The following is a 21,827-nucleotide window of genomic DNA, read 5'->3' on the forward strand; positions in this document are numbered from 1 at the left end:
CGGGCCGGGTTTTGTGACACGCCCCGGTCTCTTAAGGCGCTGTGTATGCCCGGTCATGGAGGCGGAAACCTTGCCTCCGCCCCACATGGCACCGGGCCACAGCGCCTTACTTGTTCCTAACAGGTATTACGTTCATGTTTCATCCGGTCTATTGATACTCGGACAGAACCTCCTCTGCCTGTTCCTGGGCTGCATCCAGGGCCTCCTGGGCAGACATATCGCCGACCACGGCTGCCTGGATGTTATCATTTAACACCCTCCAGATTTCAGCTGCATTGTATGTAGTAAGCTCAGGCTTTGCGTAGGGAAGCTGCTCGTAAGCAACAGATGCCTGGGGAACCTCTGCATAATAATCCTTAATCAGGTCCGTGTCAAAGCAGGACTGCCTTGTGGCCACATAACCAGTATCCAGGCTCCACTGCGCCGCCCTGTCCGTAGAGGTCGCGAACTTGATGAACTTCCAGGCAGCCTGCACCCTGTCCTCGGAAATGCCGCTGGAGATATAGAAGTTGCCGCCTCCTGTAGGCGCTCCCACTCTCTTGTGGGCCGGAAGGAAGGCTGTCCCGAAATCAAAGTCCGCATTGTCATGGATATTCGCCATATTGCCTGTGGTGTGGTAAATCATGGCCACCTCCCCTGCAAGGAACTGGGTGGGCAGGTCGGTCCACTGTACAATACCCTCCGCCATGCATTTGTACTCATTCTGAAGGTCCAGCCAGAACTGAAGCGCCTCCACATTCTCAGGCGTGTTGAAATACACGCTCTTCCCGTCCTCGCTCATCAGGTTCTGTCCGTCGGTGCTGTTCTGCAGGCAGAAGCCTGTAAACGCCCACTGTGCGGAACCTGAGTTCAGAGCGATTCCCACGCCGTAGCGTCCGTCGTCCGTCAGCTTCTGGCCGTACTCAGCCAGCTCTTCCCAGGTGGTGGGAGGCGCTTCCGGATCCAGCCCCACTTCCTTGAACGCGTCCTTGTTGTAATACAGCACCATGGTGCTTCTCTGGAACGGTATGGAGTAAATCTTTCCGTCCACATAGGAGTCTTCCATGAAGCCCGGAAGGAAATCATCGATATAAGCCTTTCCCTCATCTCCGTCAGCCTCAATCAGTTCGTCAAGAGGCATGGCCATGCCGGTGGAAGCCATGGTGAAGCGCTGGGTGGCAAGGCTTACAAACACATCCGGAGGCGTGCCGCCCTGCATGGCTGTCTGAATCTTTGTCACTGTATCGTCATAATTGCCCGTATAAACAGGCTCCACGAAAATATCAGGGTTCTCTGCATTGAAATCCGCACAGATTTTCTCAATCAGCTGCGCCGCGGAACCGCCCACATTGACCGGGTAATAAAAGGTAAGGTGCAGCGCGCCGTCGTCAGCCTTGGCTGCATCATCCTTGGAGTCATTCGTGCCCCCCCCCCGGTTTCCTTAGACTGCTCTGCCGGCGCCCCGTCAGTCCCGGTACTTCCTCCCTTTCCGGAACATCCTGTGACGGCAAGGCCTGCTGCCATGGTCATGGCCAGGACTGCTGCTGCAATCTTCTTTGTTTTTTTCACAATACATACCTCCTCTTATACTATTGGGAATTTGTCATCAGTTCTGTAATTTCATCATAGCATTGTATTTGAAACGTGTCAATATTATTTTAAGGCATTTTGCACATTTAATTTATGTTTTAAACGGATTTTACATTAACTTTTTCTACTTTTTGCATGTTTTTTACATTTTAACGTATTTTAATCAATCCATCCTATATGTGATTGCCCATTTTTATTGAATCGTAGTTACAACAGTTTTACAAATTCTCCGACATATGGTAAAATTGAACCAAACGTATTACTCGAAAGGAGAGCCGGCAGATGACTACCATCAAAGACATTGCAAAGGCGGCCGGGGTGGCCCAGGGCACTGTGTCCAACGTTCTCAACGGAAAGGGAAATGTGAGCAGCGAAAAAATAAGGCAGGTCATGGACGCCGCCGCCGCCCTTGGCTATGTGCCCAATGAACGGGCCAAGCTGCTGAGGAAAGGCCATTCCAATACCCTTGCGGTCATTCTACCCAACATCCGTTCCAAACAATATATAGACTTTTATCTGAGTTTTAAGGCGTATGCTGAAAGCCACGGCTACAGCGTGTCCCAGTACCTGACCAGCGATGACAACCGGGAAGCGGAATACGCAGCCATCCAGGAGGTCCGTTCCTCCATGGCCCAGGGCATGGCCGCTGTTTCCTGCTGTTCCTTCACCGACGTAAATCCTTACCTGGACGAGCAGGGCATGCTGGCAGACCATGTGGTGTTTGCAGAACGCCGTCCTCCCTTTCCGGCCCCCTATGTGGGCTTTGACTACCACAAGGCCGGAAGCGAACTGGCGTCAAGGGCGCTGGAGCGCGGCTTTTCCAGCCTGTGTCTTCTTACAGGCAGTCTCCAGCTGCCCAATGAATCCGACTTCTGCAACGGATTCATGGGAGTCATGGGTTCAGCCGGCTGCCGGGTAAACCACATTCAGACAGACCCGTACCGCAAGCTGCAGAATATCATGCAGATGTTCGGCGGCGCTGCGCCCCAGGCCATTTTTATTTCCAATTACGGCTTTGCCGAGAGTGTCAAGGATATATGGAACACCTTTTATTCCGGGGACAGCCCTGAGATTTACACGGTTTCCCCCATGTTCACCATGCCGGAAAATGACTTCCAGAAATATGAGCTGAACTACCGGCAGCTGGGAAAGATTGCGGCAGAATGCCTGATTGAGGACATAGGACAGGAAAAAAAGGCAAAAACGGAGGCCGCCGGAGAACAGGAGGAACCAGGCCGCCGGGCAAGGCCCCACAGCAGTCATCCCTGTCTGCTGCTGGAAAATTCCGGTTTCAGGGACTGGTTTGCAGGCATCCTTATCCCTTCCTCCAAGAAGCCCCTAAATGTACTGACCCTGGACAGTCCCAGCGCTTACACCATGCGCAACCTGTCCCGCATTTACACAAAAAAGACAGGGGTTCCCGTGAACATCACCATCTATTCCTATGAGGAGATATACGAGGCATTCAACCACATGCGCCACGACTCGGTCTTTGACGTGCTGCGTCTGGATGTGACGTGGCTGTCCTGGTTTGCGGACAAAATTCTGCAGCCCCTGGACCAGATTGACCCCCACATCTCCAGCTGCCTGGACACCTTCCTGGACGGGACCATCAACCAGTATTCCATTGTCAGAGGAAGGGTATACGCCCTGCCGTCCACCCCCAGCGTACAGCTGCTTTATTACCGCAAGGATCTGTTCGAAAGTCCCATCTACCGCAGGATGTACCACGAAACCTACCGCCAGGAGCTGAGGCCGCCCCAGGATTTCAAGGAGTTCAACCAGATTGCACGGTTCTTCACCAAGGCCTGTACCCCATCCTCCCCGGTGGAATATGGGGCCACCATGACCCTTGGCTCCACCGGAGTGGCTGGTTCCGAATACCTGGCCCGCCTGTTCAGCCACCAGGAGAATCTGTACGGCGGGGACTGCCGGGTCACGCTTAATTCCCCTGCAGCCATCGGCTCCCTGAAGGAGCTCATTGCCCTGAAGGAATACTCGGACCCCAAGTACTGTTCCTGGTGGACCAACACAGCCACCACCTTTGCCGGAGGCAATGTGGCCATGGCCATCCTGTACAGTAACTATGCCTCGGACCTTTTAAGCCACTCCTCCCGTGTGGCGGGAAACATCGGGTACGCCCTGACGCCGGGCAGCAATCCTGTCATTGGAGGCGGTTCCCTGGGCGTGGCCAAGTATACCAGACGGCCCGAAGACGCCCTTTCCTTCATCAAATGGATGTGCAGCGAGCCGGTGGCCTCTGCAGCCACTCTGCTGGGCAGCGTTTCTCCCTGCCGCAAGTCCTATGACAATTACGAGATACTCAATACCTTCCCCTGGCTGAACCTGGCCAAGGACGGGTTCGGCCTGGCGCACGGGCGCCGCACTCCTGAATTCTCCACCCAGCCCTTTGATGAGCGCAGCTTCCTGAGCATCATAGGCATGGCAGTAAAAAATGCCTACAGCCAGGTCATGACGCCAGAGGACGCACTGAATTATGCCCAGAAGCTGTACGATGAGCAATTCCTCCATACTGATTTATAATAAAAAGCGTGTCTTAAACCAAAGGTTCCAGGCAGACTCCCCGATTATGGGGCGCGGCCTGGAACATCTGTGTTTAGACACGTATCTGATTGGTTTTCTGATTGGTTTCCTGATTGGTTTCCTGAATAATTTTCCGTTTGGTTTCCGCGGGCTTCGTACCTTCCCCCTCTCAGCACAGCTTTGCCATGACAGATGCCGAGGTCTTTTCATTGTTCACGCTGCACCGGTCGTAGTAGGTCCTGTAATATTCCGTATACAGCATGTCAATCAGAAAGAGCTGGCTGATTTCCGCCGAGGACGAGCCTGCCTGCAGGGGGCTTTCGTTGGCGCCGCACAGGAGCGTCAGGTCCGCATAGGCCGTAAGCGGGGATTTGATGAACCGCGTTACGCAGACAATGGCCGCCCCTGCCTGCCTGGCCAGCTGGGCCACATGGATGGTATCCTTGGTCGCCCCGGAATAGGAGAAAATAACAGCCACCTCGCCCCTGGACATGGTGGATGCCATCATGGCCTGCATATGGGAATCAGGCGAGCAGTAAACCTTCGGCTCAATCTTAAGGAACTTATCCGCCGCCTTCATGGCCGTTGTCATGCTGGTGCCCACTCCGTAAAAGCAGATGCGTCCGGCCTTGTGGAAGGACTCGATAACCCGTCTGAACACGTCCTCCTTTAACAGGGACTGAGTCTCCTTAAGGGCCTTTATATTGGAATTCAGCACCTTCTCCGCCACCTGTGAGAAGGAGTCCTCCAGGCTTATGTCGCTCTCCATCTGTCCGAACCCCTGCTTTCCTTCATGGAGGCTCAGGGACAGAAGCATCTTAAACTCCTGGTATCCTTTGCAGTTCATGGTTTTGCAAAAGCGGAACACACTGGTATCCCCTACCCCGCAGGCCTCAGCCAGCTCCGTGATGGACATGAACAGAACTTTCCTGGGGCTGCCCAGGATATAATCAGCCACCTTTTTCTCCGCTTTTGTAAACTGGTTATACCCGCCTCTTATTTTCAACAAAAAATCTTCTGCCATTTTCCTTCCTCCTTATGCCGCCCGCCCTATGAAAATTTAATTTAATCTTATTATAAAAAAAAATATTTCTTTTAGCAAGAAATGTAGTAAAATTAAATTAAATAATTGCCATTTTCAAAGAGGGGGGCTGTATTATGAGGCGTATTTCGAAAAAAGAGCTTTTGTCCATCCCCAACCTGATGGGGTATTTCCGTTTAATCATGATTCCTGTATTTGTGTGGCTGTACCTGAAAGCCTCCACAGACGCAGACTATTACAGGGCTGCCATTGTCATGGGCGTCTCCTCAATCACCGACATGTTCGACGGAATGATTGCCAGAAAATTCAACATGATTACAGAGTTCGGCAAATTTCTGGACCCGCTTGCGGATAAGCTGACCCACGGGGCCATCCTGCTCTGCCTGTGGAGCCGTTATCCCCTGATTCTGCTCCTTCTGGTACTCTTTGTACTGAAGGAAGGCTTTATGCTGGTCATGGGAGCCATCAAGCTCAGGGAAGGCAAGAAGCTGAACGGCGCCAAATGGTTCGGCAAGTGCTGTACCGCACTGCTCTTTGTGGTGCTGTTCCTCCTGCTGCTCTTCCCCCATATGTCCTTAATTGCGGTCAATGCGCTGATTCTGCTGTGCGCGGCAGCCATGGCCATTACCCTGCTGCTCTACATACCCGTATTCCGCAGCATGTGATGCAGGCTGCATGTGCTTTACTGCCGGGCATCCTTATACACCCTTTTCAGGGTAAATCCTCTTCCCCTTACTTCATTAATCTGGTTGATAATCATGAAGGCTTCCGGGTCCTCATCCATAACCAGATTGTTAAGTCTGGGCAAGTCCCTCCTGGAAATGACTGCCAGTATCATTTCCTGCTCCCTGTGGAGATAACCGGTCTCCATGTGCAGAAGGGAGGTTCCGCAGTCAATGCGCTCCGCTATGAGGCGGTTGATTTCCTCATGCTTTCTGCTGACAATCTTCACCTGTATCCTGGCATTTCCCGACATTAGGACCTGGTTAAGCACCATGGTGTATACAATAATCAGTATGATTCCGTAGAGAATGGCGTGGGAATCAGCCGCAATCAGCTGGAGCCCCAGAACCACGCAGTCCATAAGATACAGGGTCATGGACACATTTACATCCAGCTTTTTCTTGAGCACCAGGGCAGGTATGTCCATGCCTCCGGTGGATGCTCCGGCCCGCATCACAATACCGATTCCTCCGCCAATAAACAGGCCCGCATAGAGCACTGCCACCAGCTTCTCCTCCAGCACAAAGCCACCGAATCCGCTTCCCTCCAGCACGCCCAGGATGACCGGGTATATAATGGTGCTGAGTACGGTCGTCAGGGCGAACTGCTTCCCCAGCACCCATGCGCCCAGAAGGAACATGGCCGCGTTGAACACGCTGACAAAGAGACTGATGGGGATGCCCAGGGTATGGTTCACAAAGAGGGCCAGTCCCGTGGTCCCCCCGGTAATCAGCCCGTTTGGCACGATAAACAGCACCACTGCCGCTGCATACATCACATTTCCCAGCACAATCTCTCCCAGGCTGAATGCAATCCTGGCCGTTGTTTTTTTCTTTTCCATGATTTTAGTCCTTTCTCACTGCATCGGAATAAATTCGCAAATTAAAAGACGGCAGATTTCTCTGCCGTCCTGATGCTCCGATTCTTCTATATATAGGCTCCCGTTTCTGCCCGGGCCCTTCCCTGTATGCTTTCAGTACCATTATGTTCTGTCCGTTCTCTGTTCCGTATAGTAAATCCTGCATTTTATGGTAGCATGTTTTTTCGAACCTGTCAAGGACCCCTTCCATCCGGCCCTTCCTTGTGCTAAACTGTAGGTATAAGAAACCATATAATAAGCGCTCAAAAGAAGGAGGAACACCTATGAAAAAACTGATTCGCTGCGCCAACCAGTACATCTGGGAGTCCGACTGGAAAACCATCGGACTGTTAAAATTCTGTCTCCTGTCCCTGGGCATCTGCATCGGCATGACCGTGCCTGCGGAAAAGAAAAAGACGGTCCTGCGAGCCGTCTTCCTATCTTTTGTCATAAGTTATATACCGCTTACAGCCAGGTTCATCCGGATTATCCGGTCTGACGAGGGAGACTGGTAGAATCCCCCTTTCCCCGCAGCAGCGGGTCCCGGTTCAGCACCTTCAGATATATGCCGCAGAGCAGGATTTGGAGCAGGGTGGAGGCAGGTGTGGCCAGCCCGATTTTAAACAGGGACACCGGTACCAGGCGGCTCATGAGATAGGATACCGGTATGCGGACCCCAAAGGCCCCTGCGATTCCCTGAAACATGACAAAGGCAGTCCTTCCGCACCCGTTAAAGAAGCCTGTCATGCAGAACATGAAGGACACCAGCAGACAGTCAATGGCATATGCCCGCAGATAGTCCGCTGCCGCCAGCACCACCTGCCGGTCCCTGGAGAAAACGCCTGCCAGCACATCCCCATGGAAAAATGCAAAATATGCCAGGAACACCCCTACCCCCAGGGAGGTGAGTATGCCGTACGCCAGGGCCCGTTTGGCCCGGTCCGGCCTTCTGGCGCCGATATTCTGGGCTACAAACGCCGACATGGCCTGTCCGTAGGCAGACGGCACCAGCAGTACGAAACCGCAGAGTTTTTCAGCCACGCCCACACCGGCGGACGGAATCACTCCCAGCGTATTGACAATGGCGGATATGACCAGGAAAGATATGGACACCAGCACATCCTGGAAGGCAATGGGGAATCCCAGTTTTACCACCCGGCCGGCCAGCTGTCTGTCATAGCGGATGCTCTCCTTGCGAAAGGCAAAGGGGAGCTTTTGTTTCTTTATAATCATAACTGACAGCACCACGCTGACTGCCTGGGCAAAGACCGTGGCTATGGCCGCTCCGGCGGAGGCCATGTGGAATACTCCCACCAGCAGCAGGTCCCCTGCGATATTTACCAGACAGGCAATGGACACGGATATAAGGGGAAGCCTGGAATTTCCCAGTCCCCTGAATATACTGCCCAGCAGATTGTAGGCCACGATGAACAGCGAGCCCGCGGAACATATCTTCACATACACCGCCGTACTGTCAAAGGCCTCCCTGGGCGCCCGCATCCATGCAGTGCAGGGAACCGCCAAAAACTGCATGGCCCCGGTGACCAGGATGCCGATAACTGCGAATATCCATATGCTGGCGCCCATGACCCGGCCGGCTTCCTCAGGCTGCCCCTCCCCAATCCTCCTTCCCAGAAGAATGGTGGTACCCATGGCCAGCCCCACAATGGCCGTTGTTATGGTCTGCATAATCCAGCTGCCCGTGGACACAGCAGACACCTCCGCGGCATGGCTGAACTGCCCCACAATCATCATATCCACTGCCCCGTACATGGTCTGCAAAAACAGCGCCGCCAAAACCGGCAGCGCAAATCCCATCAGAGATGTAAGAATGTTTCCCTCTGTCAAGCTGTGCTCTCTGCTCATGATACCCCCTGTTTATCCACAATCCGTTTTATCCACAATCCTGTTATACCAAATGGGCTTTATCCCCAAAAACAGTGTGCTTTTGGCGTAAAAGCCGGATGGAGAATTAGCATACCACATTGCCCCCGCAGTGTCAACAATTTGTATAAAAACCATTTTTATACTTGATAATTTTTGTCAACTTTGTTATAATAGTATATATGATTTGTTACATTTTTAACAATAAGGTGGCCTTACTATGATGATAACACGTGAATCCGACTATGCAATCCGCATCATCCGCGCCCTGAAGGATGGGGAACAGCTTACCATTGAGCAGATATGCCTGCGCGAAAAGGTGCCGAAGCAGTTTGCATACAAGATACTGAAAAAGCTGGAGCGGTCCGGCCTGGTGTCCATACGCAGGGGCGCCGGTGGCGGGTGTATGCTGAGCCGGAGCCTGGAGGGCCTGACCCTTCTGGACATTATACAGGCTGCGGACGAGGAATTTTTTCTCAACCCCTGCCTGGGCGGTCAATTCCAGTGCGGCTATGCCGCCAATTCCAACGGCTGCAGTGTCCACTGGGAACTGGCCAGGGTGCAGCATGTGCTGGAGGAGGAACTGCGGCGCACATCTCTGGAACAGCTTTTCAACGGACCGTGCTGATATCCGGCTGCTCCATCTGTTCCCGGCTTTCCCACCTTCCCCGGCTGTCTCAGCTATTCCCGGCCAGTACAGCCTTTTTATTCGTTTCTAAAGTAGATAATTTTTATCCACTTAACAATATATTAACCCACCAAACCATACAGTTAAACAGGAGGTATCCATCATGAATCATTGTTACAGCTGCACCACCTGCAAAAGCGCAGACAAACCACTGGAAGGTTACATAGCAGGTCTTCCCATGGAAACATCCCACCACAGGGTTGAAGGACAGTCCGTCAAATGCGGCTTCGGCCTGCAGGGCGTATGCTGCCGCCTCTGTTCCAACGGTCCCTGCCGCATCACGCCTGAAGCGCCTCATGGAATCTGCGGCGCTTCCGCCGACGTAATTGTGGCCAGGAATTTTCTCCGCGCCGTGGCTGCAGGTTCAGGCTGCTATATCCACGTAGTGGAGACAACCGCCCTGAATTTAAAGCAGACAGCCCTGTCCAAAGGCCCCATAAAGGGAATGAATGCCTTAGAGCATCTCTGCGGACTCTTCGGAATCCCCCAGGGCGACCCGCACACCCGTGCCGCAGCCGTGGCCCAGGCAGTTTTAGACGACTTATATCTTCCTGACTACATCCCCATGAAGCTCCAGCAGAAGCTGGCCTATGCCCCCCGGCTGGCCAGATGGAAGGAGCTGGGAATCCTGCCCGGAGGCGCCAAGTCCGAGGTCTGCGCAGGTGTGGTAAAATGCTCCACCAACCTGAATTCAGACCCAACGGACATGCTGCTGCACTGCCTTAAGCTGGGCATTTCCACCGGCGTATACGGGCTGATGCTGACCAACCTGATCAATGACGTTATGCTGGGCGAGCCCGAAATCATCCCTGCCCCGGTAGGCCTTGGAGTCATTGACCCGGACTACATCAACATCATGATTACCGGACACCAGCACTCCATCTTTGTCCATCTCCAGGAACAGCTTAAGGACCCCAAAATCCAGGAGATGGCGAAGGAAGCGGGAGCCAGGGGATTCCGTCTGGTGGGATGCACCTGCGTGGGCCAGGACCTGCAGCTGCGGGGCGTCCACTATCAGGATATATTCAGCGGACATGCAGGCAACAACTACACCAGCGAGGCTGTCCTGGCCACAGGCGCCATTGACGCTGTACTCAGCGAGTTCAACTGCACCCTTCCGGGCATTGAGCCAATCTGCGACCGTCTGAATATAAAGCAAATCTGCCTGGACGACGTGGCCAAGAAGCAGAATGCCCAGTTAAAGCCCTTTGTGTTTGAGGACCGCGAACGCATCAGCCGTGAAATCCTGGATGAGATACTGGAATCCTATAAAACCCGCAGAGCGGAGGTTCCTTTAAACCTTTTCCCGGAGCACGGCAATGCCAACACCATCACCGGCGTCAGCGAAGTATCCCTGAAAAAGTTCCTGGGCGGCAGCTGGAAACCTCTTATTGACCTTATTGCATCCGGGGATATCAAGGGAATCGCCGGGGTGGTCGGATGTTCCAACCTGACAGCAGGCGGCCATGACGTGCTGACCGTGGAACTGACAAAGGAGCTGATTGCCAGGGATATTCTGGTGCTGACAGCGGGATGTTCCTCAGGGGGCCTGGAAAACTGCGGTCTCATGACACCTGAGGCAGCCAGCCTGGCAGGTCCCAGACTCCGGGCGGTCTGTGAATCCCTTGGAATTCCTCCGGTGCTGAATTTCGGCCCCTGTCTGGCCATCGGAAGGCTGGAAATGGTTGCCACGGAACTGGCCCAGGCCCTTAACATCGATATTCCTCAGCTCCCCCTGGTGCTCTCAGCCGCCCAGTGGCTGGAGGAACAGGCACTGGCAGACGGCGCTTTCGGACTGGCCCTGGGCCTGCCCCTCCATCTGGGACTTCCTCCGTTTATCACCGGCAGCAGCCTGGTGACAAAGGTCCTCACCGAAGACATGAAGTCCCTTACAGGCGGACAGGTAATCGTAAACAGCGACGCTGTCCGGTCCGCGGATATCCTTGAACAGATTATCATTGAGAAAAGACAGGCATTAAACCTATAGGAGGGGTGGCTATGAAACGGATATGGATTGACGCCGGCAAGTGCGACGGCTGCCTGAACTGCACACTTGCCTGTATGAATGCCCACAGGGCGGACAAAGGCAGTATATATGATTTGGACCTGACAGACCCTTCCAATGAAAGCCGCTGCTTCATACGGCGGCAGCCGGACGGTTCCTACCGCCCAATCTTCTGCCGCCACTGCGATGAACCGGAATGCGCCAGCTCCTGCATGAGCGGCGCTCTATCAAAAAACCCGGAAACAGGAATGGTGGAATACGATGAAAAACGATGCGCCGGCTGTTTTATGTGTGTGATGAACTGCCCCTTTGGTGTCCTTAAGCCTGACACCTCCACCAGAAGCCGCATCATCAAATGCGACTTTTGTAAAGACAGCGGCGGCGAACCCAGCTGTGTAAAGGCCTGTCCCAAAAAAGCAATCTGGATTGAGGAGGTGCAGTCATGAGATATGTTATCGTAGGAGCCGGCCCTGCCGGCATCAGCGCAGCCAGGACACTGCGCCAGCTGGACAGGGACGGTGAAATCATCCTGGTATCAAAGGACAGCCAGGTCCACTCCCGCTGTATGCTCCACAAATACGTGAGCGGCCAACGGGATGCAGAGGGAATCAGCTTTATCTCTCCCGGCTTTTTTGAAGAAAATAACATCACCTGGCACCCCGGTAAGGCCATGGTGGGGCTGGACTGCGGTGAAAGCTGCATCCGTCTTGACGACGGCTCTTCCCTCTCCTATGACAGGCTCCTCCTGGCCAGCGGCGCCTATTACCTTCTTCCGCCCGTACCTGGTCTTAAGGAGGCGGGAAATGTCTATGGCTTCCGTGATTTATCCGACGCCCAGGCCATTGACAAGGCTGTAAAGCCCGGGACCAAGGCGGTGATAATCGGCTCCGGCCTGGTGGGCATGGACGCAGCCTACGCCCTTATGGAGCGTGGAATCTCCCCTGTAATCGTGGAAATGGCTGACCGCATCCTTCCCTTGCAGCTGGATGCCAAAGCTGCCGCTGAGTACCAGAGGCTCTTTGAAGACCACGGATGCAGCTTCCGGCTGTCAGCCAGGGCAGCCCGGACCCGCCTGGATTCCCAGGGCAATGTAAGCGCCCTGGTTCTGGAAGACGGGGAAGAGCTGGCCTGCGACTTTATCATTGCAGCCGCAGGGGTCCGCCCGGAAATCCGTTTTCTGGAGCACTGCGGCGTGGAGACAGGCAGGGCCGTCACGGTGGACCGGTATCTTGCTACCTCTGTTCCAGGAATCTATGGAGCCGGGGATGTATGCGGCCTGTCCGGCATCTGGCCCAATGCCATGAAGCAGGGCGTTATTGCCGCCAAAAACATGTACGGCATCTCCACTCCCTATGAGGACACATATGCCATGAAGAACACCATGAACTTTTTCGGCCTGCCGGCTCTCTGCATCGGGGACATTAACCGGCTGGACAGCACCACCATGACCATAACAGAGGAGGACAGCAAAAACTACAGGAAAGCCCTGGTGGAGGACGGCGTACTGAAAAGCATACTGTTGGTGGGAAATATATCCGGCAGCGGCATTTACCAGTATCTGATTAAAAACCAGATTAAGCTGCCAACAGACGGCCGGAGCATCTTCAGACTGTCATTTGCTGACTTCTATGGCTTTGACACCTCAAAAGGAGCCTATACATGGGACACGGACCTGTGCCTGGGATGATTTGGTTCACATTTTGGTAAACTGATAACTGCTTGGGGACAGCCTTCACCCCATGCATCACAAAAACCCCCGGAAGATTATCTTCCGGGGGAATCTTACTGTTTGGGCATAATATCAATTCAGATATATCAATTTATGATAAATAAAGGTATAAGCTTACCGGGATTATTCGATGATGCTTACAACTCTGCCGGAACCAACGGTTCTTCCGCCTTCACGGATAGCGAAACGAAGACCCTGCTCCATAGCTACTGGATGAATCAGCTCTACGGTCATCTCTACGTTATCGCCAGGCATACACATCTCAACACCCTCTGGCAAATCGCAAACGCCAGTAACGTCAGTTGTTCTGAAGTAGAACTGTGGACGGTAGTTGTTGAAGAAAGGAGTATGACGGCCGCCCTCGTCCTTGGTCAGAACGTAAACCTGAGCGGTAAACTTGTTGTGGCACTTAACGGAACCTGGCTTGCACAGACACTGTCCTCTTTCGATTTCAGTTCTCTGAACGCCACGCAGCAGAGCGCCGATGTTATCGCCGGCCTGAGCCTCGTCAAGCAGCTTACGGAACATCTCGATACCAGTAACAACGCTCTTGCGAACATCCTCATGGATACCGATGATTTCAACTTCGTCATTCAGGTGCAGAGTTCCACGCTCTACTCTACCGGTAGCAACAGTACCACGGCCGGTAATGGTAAATACGTCCTCTACAGGCATCAGGAATGGCTTGTCTGTCTCACGAACTGGGTCTGGTACCCACTCGTCAACAGCCTTCATGAGCTCAAGAATCTTGTCGCCCCACTCGCTCTTGGGATCTTCCAGTGCTTTCAGAGCAGAACCCTGAACTACAGGAGTGTCATCGCCTGGGAACTCATATTCATTCAGCAGGTCTCTGATTTCCATCTCTACTAATTCAAGCAGCTCTGGGTCATCAACCATGTCGCACTTATTCATAAATACAACGATATAAGGAACGCCTACCTGACGGGACAGCAGGATGTGCTCTCTTGTCTGAGCCATAACACCATCGGTAGCAGCTACAACCAGGATAGCGCCGTCCATCTGAGCAGCACCAGTAATCATGTTCTTAACGTAGTCAGCATGTCCTGGGCAGTCAACGTGTGCGTAATGCCTGTTCTCTGTCTCATACTCAACGTGTGCAGTAGAGATAGTGATTCCACGCTCTCTCTCTTCTGGAGCCTTATCGATATTCTCGAAAGCAACAGCCTCGCCGGTACCTAATCTCTCATGAAGAGTCTTTGTGATTGCTGCGGTTAAAGTTGTTTTACCATGGTCAACGTGTCCGATGGTACCAATGTTACAATGAGGTTTGTTTCTTTCAAACTTAGCTTTAGCCATTTTATAACGTCCTCCTTAATTTGCGCCCTGTATAGTGGGCTATTATAGTTAATGTCAGGCTATCAACCATTATATTCTATTTTCCTTTAGTTTACAAGCCTTTTATCAAGAATCTATCTTATTTCTTGTGGTCGGAAAGTACTTTTTCCTGTACATTCTTCGGAACCGGTTCATACTTATCAAAGAACATGGAATAGTTTCCGCGTCCCTGTGTTCTGGAACGAAGATCCGTAGAATATCCGAACATTTCTGACAGCGGAACGTATGCGCGGACCATCTTGCCGCCTCCGATGTCTTCCATACCCTCAATACGTCCACGGCGTGAGTTGATATCACCGATAACATCACCCATGTAGTCTTCCGGCATGGTTACTTCCACCTTCATGATAGGCTCAAGCAGGATTGGGTTGCCCTTGTGCATAGCTTCCTTGAATGCCATGGAACCGGCAATATGGAATGCCATCTCAGAGGAGTCAACCTCATGGTAAGAACCATCGTATACATCAGCGTGAACGCCCAGCACTGGGAATCCGCCAAGGATACCGGTCTTGCATGCCTCTTCAATACCTTCTCCTACAGCAGGGATGTATTCCTTCGGAATAGCACCGCCCACAACGGAGGAAGTGAACTTGAAGGTTTCTTCTGCGTTTGCTTCCATTGGTGTGAAGTGAACCTTACAGTGACCGTACTGTCCACGTCCGCCGGACTGCTTCGCATACTTGCTGTCAACATCAACAGCCTTGGTAAATGTCTCCTTGTAAGCAACCTGAGGCGCGCCTACGTTTGCCTCAACGTTAAACTCACGGAGCAGACGGTCAACAATGATATCCAGATGGAGCTCGCCCATACCGGAGATAATGGTCTGGCCAGTCTCTTCATCGGTACGTACGCGGAAGGTCGGGTCCTCCTCAGCCAGCTTAACCAGCGCATCGCCCATCTTATCCTGGCTTGCTTTGGTCTTAGGCTCGATAGCGATATCGATAACCGGCTCTGGGAATTCCATGGACTCCAGGATAACCGGATTCTTCTCATCACAGATGGTATCACCGGTGGAAGTCACCTTAAAGCCAACTGCTGCTGCGATATCACCGGAGTAAACCCTGTCCAGCTCGTTTCTCTTGTTGGCGTGCATCTGAAGGATACGTCCAACACGCTCCTTCTTGCCCTTTGTTGCATTCAGTACATAGGAACCGGAGTTCAGGCTTCCTGAATACACGCGGAAGAATGCCAGCTTACCAACAAATGGGTCGGTCATGATTTTGAATGCAAGAGCAGCAAATGGCTCATCATCAGAGGAATGACGCTCAACCTCGTTGCCGTCCAGGTCAGTACCCTTTATAGAAGGGATATCCAACGGTGAAGGCATAAATTCGATAACTGCATCCAGTAACTTCTGAACGCCCTTATTTCTGTAAGCAGTACCACAGCATACCGGAATAGCGGCACACTCACAGGTAGCTTTCCTTAAGGCTTTCTTAAGGTCATCATTGTCAGGCTCCTCGCCCTCCAGATATGTCATCATTAAATCGTCATCCAGCTCGCAGATTTTCTCTACTAACTCGGAACGGTATAACTCGGCATCATCCTTCATATCCTCAGGGATATCAATGATGGATATATCGTCGCCCTTATCATCATTATAGATGTAGGCTTTCATTTCAAACAGGTCAATGATTCCTTTGAAATCATCTTCCTTGCCGATTGGCAGCTGAATGCAGATTGCATTCTTGCCAAGTCTGGTCTTAATCTGGTCTACTGCGCCGTAGAAATTCGCACCCAGAATGTCCATCTTGTTGATGAAGGCCATACGGGGTACATTGTAGGTGTCTGCCTGACGCCATACATTCTCAGACTGTGGCTCTACACCGCCCTTTGCACAGAACACGCCTACAGCGCCGTCCAGTACACGCAGGGAACGCTCAACCTCAACAGTGAAGTCAACGTGTCCTGGAGTATCAATGATGTTGATACGATGCTCTAATGCACCTGGCTTCGGCTTGCAGTTTTCCTGCAGGGTCCAGTGACAAGTGGTTGCAGCGGAAGTAATGGTGATACCTCTCTCCTGCTCCTGAGCCATCCAGTCCATGGTAGCAGTACCTTCATGGGTATCGCCAATTTTATAGTTTACACCAGTGTAATACAGAATACGCTCAGTCGTTGTGGTCTTACCAGCATCGATATGGGCCATGATTCCGATATTCCTGGTTCTCTCCAATGGATATTCTCTTCCAGCCAAGGGATTTTCCTCCTTAAATAATCAAACAGGTTAAACACATTCCAGAGATTAGAAACGGAAATGTGAAAATGCCTTGTTTGCTTCTGCCATCTTGTGCATGTCTTCTTTCTTCTTTACAGACGCACCTGTGTTGTTGGCAGCATCCATGATTTCATTTGCCAGTCTGTCCTTCTGGGTCTTCTCGCCTCTCTTACGGGAGTAGAGGGTAATCCAGCGAAGAGCCAGTGTCTGCCTTCTCTCAGGCCTAACCTCGATTGGCACCTGGTAGGTAGCTCCACCGATACGTTTTGCCTTAACTTCCAGAACAGGCATGATGTTGTTCATTGCTTCTTCAAAAACTTCCATAGCGTCCCTGCCGGTTGTCTCTGCAACACGGTCAAATGCGCCGTATACAATTTTCTGTGCAACACCCTTCTTACCATCTAACATAATGTTGTTAATCAGCTTGGTAACAACCTTGTTATTGTAGATTGGGTCTGCCAGAACGTCTCTTTTCTGAGTATGTCCTTTACGTGGCACGTTACTTCCCTCCTTAATAGAACTGTTAAAACCTGCGCTGCAGATTCCTAACAGCGTTTCATTAAATCATAGGTACTCACATTGAGCGCCTGACGAGGTCTCTCACGAGTCCAGCGATCAAGTGCACCTGCGAAACGGACGCGTCTTTTTGCGCGACACCACGCATGGTGCTTCCTTGTATCTCCCGCCTGGCCCACTTATGTGTCTCATGCACGGTACTACAATATATAATCCTGCAACCTACAGGTCAATATCATCATTCCGGCATAATTCCTACAAGTTAAATTTGCGGTCTAACTAAATTATTTCTTCTCTTTTGGCCTCTTAGCGCCGTACTTGGAACGGGCCTGCCTTCTGTTTGCAACACCTGCTGTATCCAGGGTACCTCTTACGATATGATATCTGGTACCTGGAAGGTCCCTTACTCTTCCTCCACGAATCAGTACAACGCTATGCTCCTGAAGGTTGTGACCCTCTCCTGGGATGTAGCTTGTAACTTCGATGCCATTGGAAAGACGTACTCTGGCAATCTTTCTGAGTGCTGAGTTAGGCTTCTTAGGGGTAGCTGTCTTAACAGCTGTACAAACACCACGCTTCTGTGGAGCGGAAACCTCTGTAGCCTTTTTCTGTAAGGAGTTGTAACCCCTCTGCAGAGCAGGTGCAGTAGACTTCTTAACGCTGGTCTGTCTTCCCTTTCTCACTAACTGGTTAAATGTTGGCATTCTTTTCACCTCCTGTGATATTGTCTGCGGTTGCTGTATATCAGCTTTTTGCGCACGAAAACATTACGTGTTTCAGCACGCCATATCATTATATACATGCAAAAAAATTCTGTCAAGGAATTTCTTTATTTTTTTCGCAATTTCCAGCTCCAATCCCCTTGAAACACGCCTGGCAGGGCAGTATATGCCTTAATAACAGCAAAAAACAGCAGAATCCGCACACAAAAAAATGCTCCGGGAAGAAACATTTTATGTCCCTTCCCAGAGCATTATGATTATTCTTCCTCTATGACAGCGTCTTCCTCATCCACATCCGCCATATCGTCCATTCCCAGCACTTCCTCGGCAACATTGTCCTCAGTGAGCCCGCTGCCGCTCTCATCCTCAGAGGAGAGTACCAGTTCGTCGTCCTCAGACAGCATGATTTCATCGGAAATCAAATCGTCTGTGTCCAGCTTCACCTTGCGGTAACGCTTCATGCCCGTACCTGCCGGAATCGGCTTGCCGATGATTACGTTCTCCTTAAGGCCAATCAGGTGGTCCACCTTGCCGTTGATGGCTGCCTCGGTCAGAACCTTGGTGGTCTCCTGGAAGGATGCTGCTGACAGGAAGGAATCCGTTGCCAGGGATGCCTTGGTGATACCCAGCATGACCTGTCTGCCTTCAGCCGGCTTCTTGCCGTCGGCAATCAATGCCTCATTCATCTCGTTATAATCCAGAACATCCATGGATACGCCCGGCAGCACATCGCTGTCGCCGCTCTCCTCAATCTTGATTTTCTTAAGCATCTGGTGAACAATCATCTCAATATGCTTGTCGTTGATTTCCACGCCCTGGAGACGGTATACACGCTGTACTTCCTGGAGCATGTAATCCTGCACCGCACGGACACCCTTGATTTTAAGGATATCATGGGGGTTAATGCTGCCCTCTGTCAGCTCGTCGCCGGCTTCCAGCACCTGGCCGTCCATTACCTTGATTCTGGAACCATAAGGAATCAGATAGGTCTTGGCATTGCCGGTTTCATTGTCGGTTACCGTAATCTCGCGCTTCTTCTTTGTATCCTTAATCTGCACTACGCCGCCGAACTCGGTGATGATGGCAAGGCCCTTTGGCTTACGGGCCTCGAAAAGCTCCTCCACACGGGGAAGACCCTGTGTGATATCGCCGCCGGCCACGCCGCCCGTATGGAAGGTACGCATGGTAAGCTGTGTACCGGGCTCGCCGATGGACTGTGCCGCGATGATGCCGACAGCCTCGCCCACCTGTACAGGCTGGCCCGTTGCCATGTTGGCGCCGTAACACTTGGCGCACACACCGATATGGGACTTGCAGCTGAGGACGGTACGAATCTTTACAGACTTTCGTCCTGTCTTATTCAGCACCTTCATGACAGCTGCTGCGCGCTTCGGCGTACACATATGGTTAGCCTTGACCACAACCTCTCCCGTATCCGGGTCAGTGATGGTCTCAGCGATATAGCGTCCTGTGATTCTCTCTTCCAGGTCCTCGATTACTTCGTTTCCATCCATGAAAGCCTTGATTTCCATGTATGGGATATCCCTGCCCTCGCAGCAGTCCACTTCACGGATAATCAAATCCTGTGATACGTCTACCAGACGTCTGGTCAGGTAACCTGAGTCAGCCGTACGCAGAGCCGTATCAGACAGACCCTTACGTGCTCCATGAGCCGAGATAAAGTACTCCAATACGTCCAGTCCCTCACGGAAGTTGGACTTGATAGGAAGCTCAATGGTATGGCCGGTGGTATCTGCCATCAGTCCCCGCATACCTGCCAGCTGCTTAATCTGCTTATCAGAACCACGGGCTCCGGAGTCAGCCATCATGTAGATGTTGTTGTACTTATCCAGGCCGGTCAGCAGGTCGTGTGTCAGCTGGTCATCGGTGGTCTTCCAGGTCTCGATAACTTCTTTGTAGCGCTCTTCCTCGGTGATGAGTCCGCGGCGGTAGTTCTTCGCAATACGGTCCACGGTTGCCTGTGCTTCCTCAATCAGCTTGGGTTTGCTCTCAGGCACGGTCATGTCGGAAATGGATACGGTCATGGCCGCCCTGGTGGAATATTTATATCCAATGGCCTTGATGTCATCCAGGGTAACGGCTGTCTGGGTTGCGCCGTGTACGTTGATGACTTTTTCAAGAATCTGCTTTAACTGCTTCTTTGCAACGTGGAAATCCACTTCCAGCTTCAGCTCGTTCTCCGGAATGCTTCTGTCCACAAATCCCAGGTCCTGGGGAATGATTTCATTGAAGATAAAACGTCCAATGGTGGATTCAATGGTTCCCGTCTTCACCGTGCCGTCCGGCATGGTCTTGCTGACCCTTACCTTAACCCGTGAATGCAGGGTTGCCTCCTGGTTCTCATATGCCAGGATTGCCTCGTTGACACTCTTAAATACCATGCCCTCGCCCTTTGCTCCCGGACGTTCCTGGGTCAGGTAGTAGATACCCAGCACCATATCCTGGGAAGGAACAGCCACAGGGCCGCCGTCAGAAGGCTTTAACAGGTTGTTAGGGCTTAAGAGCAGGAAACGGCACTCTGCCTGGGCCTCTACGGACAGGGGCAGATGGACAGCCATCTGGTCGCCGTCAAAGTCAGCGTTGAAGGCCGTACACACCAGGGGATGCAGCTTGATGGCCTTGCCCTCTACCAGAATAGGCTCAAATGCCTGGATACCAAGTCTGTGGAGCGTAGGGGCGCGGTTCAGCATAACGGGATGCTCCTTGATAACATCCTCCAGCACATCCCACACCTCGGGCTGCAGCCTCTCTACCATTTTCTTGGCGTTCTTTATATTATGGGCGGTTCCGTTGGAAACCAGCTCCTTCATTACAAAGGGCTTGAACAGCTCAATGGCCATTTCCTTTGGAAGACCGCACTGGTATATCTTAAGTTCAGGTCCAACCACGATAACGGAACGTCCGGAATAGTCCACACGCTTGCCTAACAGGTTCTGGCGGAAACGGCCCTGCTTACCCTTTAGCATATCGGAAAGGGACTTAAGAGCCCTGTTGCCCGGGCCGGTTACAGGCCTGCCGCGGCGTCCGTTGTCAATCAGGGCGTCCACTGCCTCCTGGAGCATACGCTTCTCGTTGCGGACAATGATATCCGGCGCGCCAAGCTCCAGCAGTCTTGCCAGACGGTTGTTCCTGTTGATGATTCTTCTGTATAAGTCATTTAAGTCAGAGGTGGCGAAACGTCCGCCGTCCAGCTGTACCATGGGACGGATATCCGGCGGGATAACGGGAATCACATCCATAATCATCCACTCAGGACGGTTGCCAGAGGTAAGGAATGCCTCCACTACCTCCAGCCTCTTGATGATTCTTGCGCGCTTCTGTCCGGTGGAATCCGCCAGGGCCCTTCTGAGGTCAGCGGAATCCTTCTCCAGGTCAATGGCCTTAAGCAGCTCCTGGATGGCCTCGGCGCCCATTCCCACACGGAAACCGCCGGTGCCGCCGTACTTCTCCACTTCCTCCCTGTACTCCTTCTCGGACAGGACCTGCTTATACTGCAGGCTGGTGGAGCCTGGGTCCAGAACAATATAGGATGCAAAGTACAGCACCTTCTCCAGTGTCCTGGGGGAGATGTCCAGAATCAGGCCCATACGGCTGGGAATCCCCTTAAAATACCATATATGGGATACGGGAGCAGCCAGCTTGATGTGGCCCATACGCTCTCTACGGACACTTGCCTTTGTCACCTCTACGCCGCAGCGGTCGCAGATAACACCTTTATAACGAATCTTTTTATATTTACCGCAATGACACTCCCAGTCCTTACTAGGCCCGAAGATTCTCTCACAGAACAGACCGTCCTTCTCAGGCTTCAATGTCCTGTAGTTGATGGTTTCCGGCTTCTTCACCTCACCGTGGGACCACTCCAGAATCTTATCAGGGGAGGCCAGACCAATCTTAATGGCATCAAATGTCATTGGATGATAAGTTTCATTAGTTTCTGGCATGAGCATT

At 52.2% G+C, this 21,827-nt stretch carries 17 protein-coding genes; 7 read left to right on the forward strand and 10 right to left on the reverse strand.

Features of this window, described 5'->3' with window-relative positions; all coding sequences use genetic code 11:
* Positions 1 to 148 precede the first annotated feature (148 nt).
* Both I2H39_RS08615 and I2H39_RS29155 read right to left on the reverse strand, forming a co-directional pair.
* Positions 149 to 1,327 carry an ABC transporter substrate-binding protein gene (locus I2H39_RS08615; RefSeq protein ID WP_347563802.1) on the reverse strand — a complete coding sequence of 393 codons (1,179 nt, stop codon included), beginning with the start codon at positions 1,325 to 1,327 and terminating at the stop codon, positions 149 to 151.
* The gene (locus tag I2H39_RS29155) at positions 1,303 to 1,548 is read right to left on the reverse strand and encodes a hypothetical protein (protein ID WP_243281793.1); all 246 of its coding nucleotides are present in this window, start codon (positions 1,546 to 1,548) and stop codon (positions 1,303 to 1,305) included. The genes I2H39_RS08615 and I2H39_RS29155 overlap by 25 nt, the downstream gene beginning before the upstream one ends.
* Before the next feature lie 303 nt (positions 1,549 to 1,851).
* Between I2H39_RS29155 and I2H39_RS08620 the strand changes: the two genes are divergently transcribed.
* Positions 1,852 to 4,113 carry an extracellular solute-binding protein gene (locus I2H39_RS08620; RefSeq protein WP_178332226.1) on the forward strand — a complete coding sequence of 754 codons (2,262 nt, stop codon included), beginning with the start codon at positions 1,852 to 1,854 and terminating at the stop codon, positions 4,111 to 4,113.
* A 169-nt stretch (positions 4,114 to 4,282) separates the two neighbouring features.
* On the opposite strand, the gene I2H39_RS08625 is transcribed toward I2H39_RS08620, so the two are convergent.
* Positions 4,283 to 5,137, reverse strand: a complete 855-nt coding sequence (locus I2H39_RS08625; protein WP_195626264.1) for a MurR/RpiR family transcriptional regulator — start codon at positions 5,135 to 5,137, stop codon at positions 4,283 to 4,285.
* A 134-nt stretch (positions 5,138 to 5,271) separates the two neighbouring features.
* On the opposite strand from I2H39_RS08625, the gene I2H39_RS08630 reads away from it, so the two are divergent.
* On the forward strand, positions 5,272 to 5,820 hold the full coding sequence (locus I2H39_RS08630) for a CDP-alcohol phosphatidyltransferase family protein (RefSeq protein ID WP_138306782.1): 549 nt from the start codon (positions 5,272 to 5,274) through the stop codon (positions 5,818 to 5,820).
* A gap of 17 nt (positions 5,821 to 5,837) precedes the next feature.
* Here the strand turns inward: I2H39_RS08630 and I2H39_RS08635 are convergent, their stop codons facing one another.
* A complete protein-coding gene (locus tag I2H39_RS08635) occupies positions 5,838 to 6,719 on the reverse strand; it encodes a YitT family protein (protein WP_195626265.1) in 882 nt (293 codons plus the stop codon).
* A 302-nt stretch (positions 6,720 to 7,021) separates the two neighbouring features.
* Here I2H39_RS08635 and I2H39_RS08640 point away from each other — a divergent pair, with 302 nt between their 5' ends.
* The gene (locus tag I2H39_RS08640) at positions 7,022 to 7,252 is read left to right on the forward strand and encodes a permease of phosphate ABC transporter (protein WP_138306780.1); all 231 of its coding nucleotides are present in this window, start codon (positions 7,022 to 7,024) and stop codon (positions 7,250 to 7,252) included.
* Here I2H39_RS08640 and I2H39_RS08645 read toward each other — a convergent pair.
* Positions 7,224 to 8,603: an MATE family efflux transporter gene (locus tag I2H39_RS08645; RefSeq protein ID WP_138306779.1), complete on the reverse strand. Its 1,380-nt coding sequence runs from the start codon at positions 8,601 to 8,603 to the stop codon at positions 7,224 to 7,226. The genes I2H39_RS08640 and I2H39_RS08645 overlap by 29 nt on opposite strands.
* Before the next feature lie 238 nt (positions 8,604 to 8,841).
* On the opposite strand from I2H39_RS08645, the gene I2H39_RS08650 reads away from it, so the two are divergent.
* The 4 genes from I2H39_RS08650 (at position 8,842) to I2H39_RS08665 (ending at position 13,001) form a co-directional block, all read left to right on the forward strand.
* Positions 8,842 to 9,249, forward strand: a complete 408-nt coding sequence (locus tag I2H39_RS08650; RefSeq protein ID WP_138306778.1) for an Rrf2 family transcriptional regulator — start codon at positions 8,842 to 8,844, stop codon at positions 9,247 to 9,249.
* Positions 9,250 to 9,412: 163 nt separating this feature from the next.
* Entirely contained in the window at positions 9,413 to 11,296 is a 1,884-nt protein-coding gene (cooS, locus tag I2H39_RS08655; RefSeq protein ID WP_138306777.1) for an anaerobic carbon-monoxide dehydrogenase catalytic subunit, read from the forward strand.
* Positions 11,297 to 11,307: 11 nt separating this feature from the next.
* Positions 11,308 to 11,760 (forward strand): 4Fe-4S dicluster domain-containing protein, encoded by a 453-nt coding sequence (locus I2H39_RS08660; protein ID WP_138306776.1) that lies wholly within the window; start codon positions 11,308 to 11,310, stop codon positions 11,758 to 11,760.
* Positions 11,757 to 13,001 carry an FAD-dependent oxidoreductase gene (locus I2H39_RS08665; RefSeq protein ID WP_138306775.1) on the forward strand — a complete coding sequence of 415 codons (1,245 nt, stop codon included), beginning with the start codon at positions 11,757 to 11,759 and terminating at the stop codon, positions 12,999 to 13,001. The genes I2H39_RS08660 and I2H39_RS08665 overlap by 4 nt, the downstream gene beginning before the upstream one ends.
* Positions 13,002 to 13,166: 165 nt before the next feature.
* Here the strand turns inward: I2H39_RS08665 and tuf are convergent, their stop codons facing one another.
* The 5 genes from tuf to rpoC form a co-directional block, all read right to left on the reverse strand.
* Positions 13,167 to 14,360, reverse strand: coding sequence for an elongation factor Tu (gene tuf, locus I2H39_RS08670; protein ID WP_138306774.1), 1,194 nt, complete (start codon positions 14,358 to 14,360; stop codon positions 13,167 to 13,169).
* A 118-nt stretch (positions 14,361 to 14,478) separates the two neighbouring features.
* On the reverse strand, positions 14,479 to 16,596 hold the full coding sequence (gene fusA / locus I2H39_RS08675; protein WP_138306773.1) for an elongation factor G: 2,118 nt from the start codon (positions 16,594 to 16,596) through the stop codon (positions 14,479 to 14,481).
* Between the two features lie 48 nt (positions 16,597 to 16,644).
* On the reverse strand, positions 16,645 to 17,115 hold the full coding sequence (rpsG, locus tag I2H39_RS08680; protein ID WP_195626266.1) for a 30S ribosomal protein S7: 471 nt from the start codon (positions 17,113 to 17,115) through the stop codon (positions 16,645 to 16,647).
* Positions 17,116 to 17,417: 302 nt separating this feature from the next.
* A complete protein-coding gene (gene rpsL, locus I2H39_RS08685) occupies positions 17,418 to 17,837 on the reverse strand; it encodes a 30S ribosomal protein S12 (RefSeq protein ID WP_002570241.1) in 420 nt (139 codons plus the stop codon).
* Positions 17,838 to 18,112: 275 nt separating this feature from the next.
* Positions 18,113 to 21,820 (reverse strand): DNA-directed RNA polymerase subunit beta', encoded by a 3,708-nt coding sequence (gene rpoC, locus I2H39_RS08690; RefSeq protein WP_138306772.1) that lies wholly within the window; start codon positions 21,818 to 21,820, stop codon positions 18,113 to 18,115.
* Positions 21,821 to 21,827 lie beyond the last annotated feature (7 nt).

It is taken from the genome of Clostridium sp. 1001283B150225_161107_B6, from assembly GCF_015556325.1.
GTDB lineage: Bacteria > Bacillota > Clostridia > Lachnospirales > Lachnospiraceae > Enterocloster.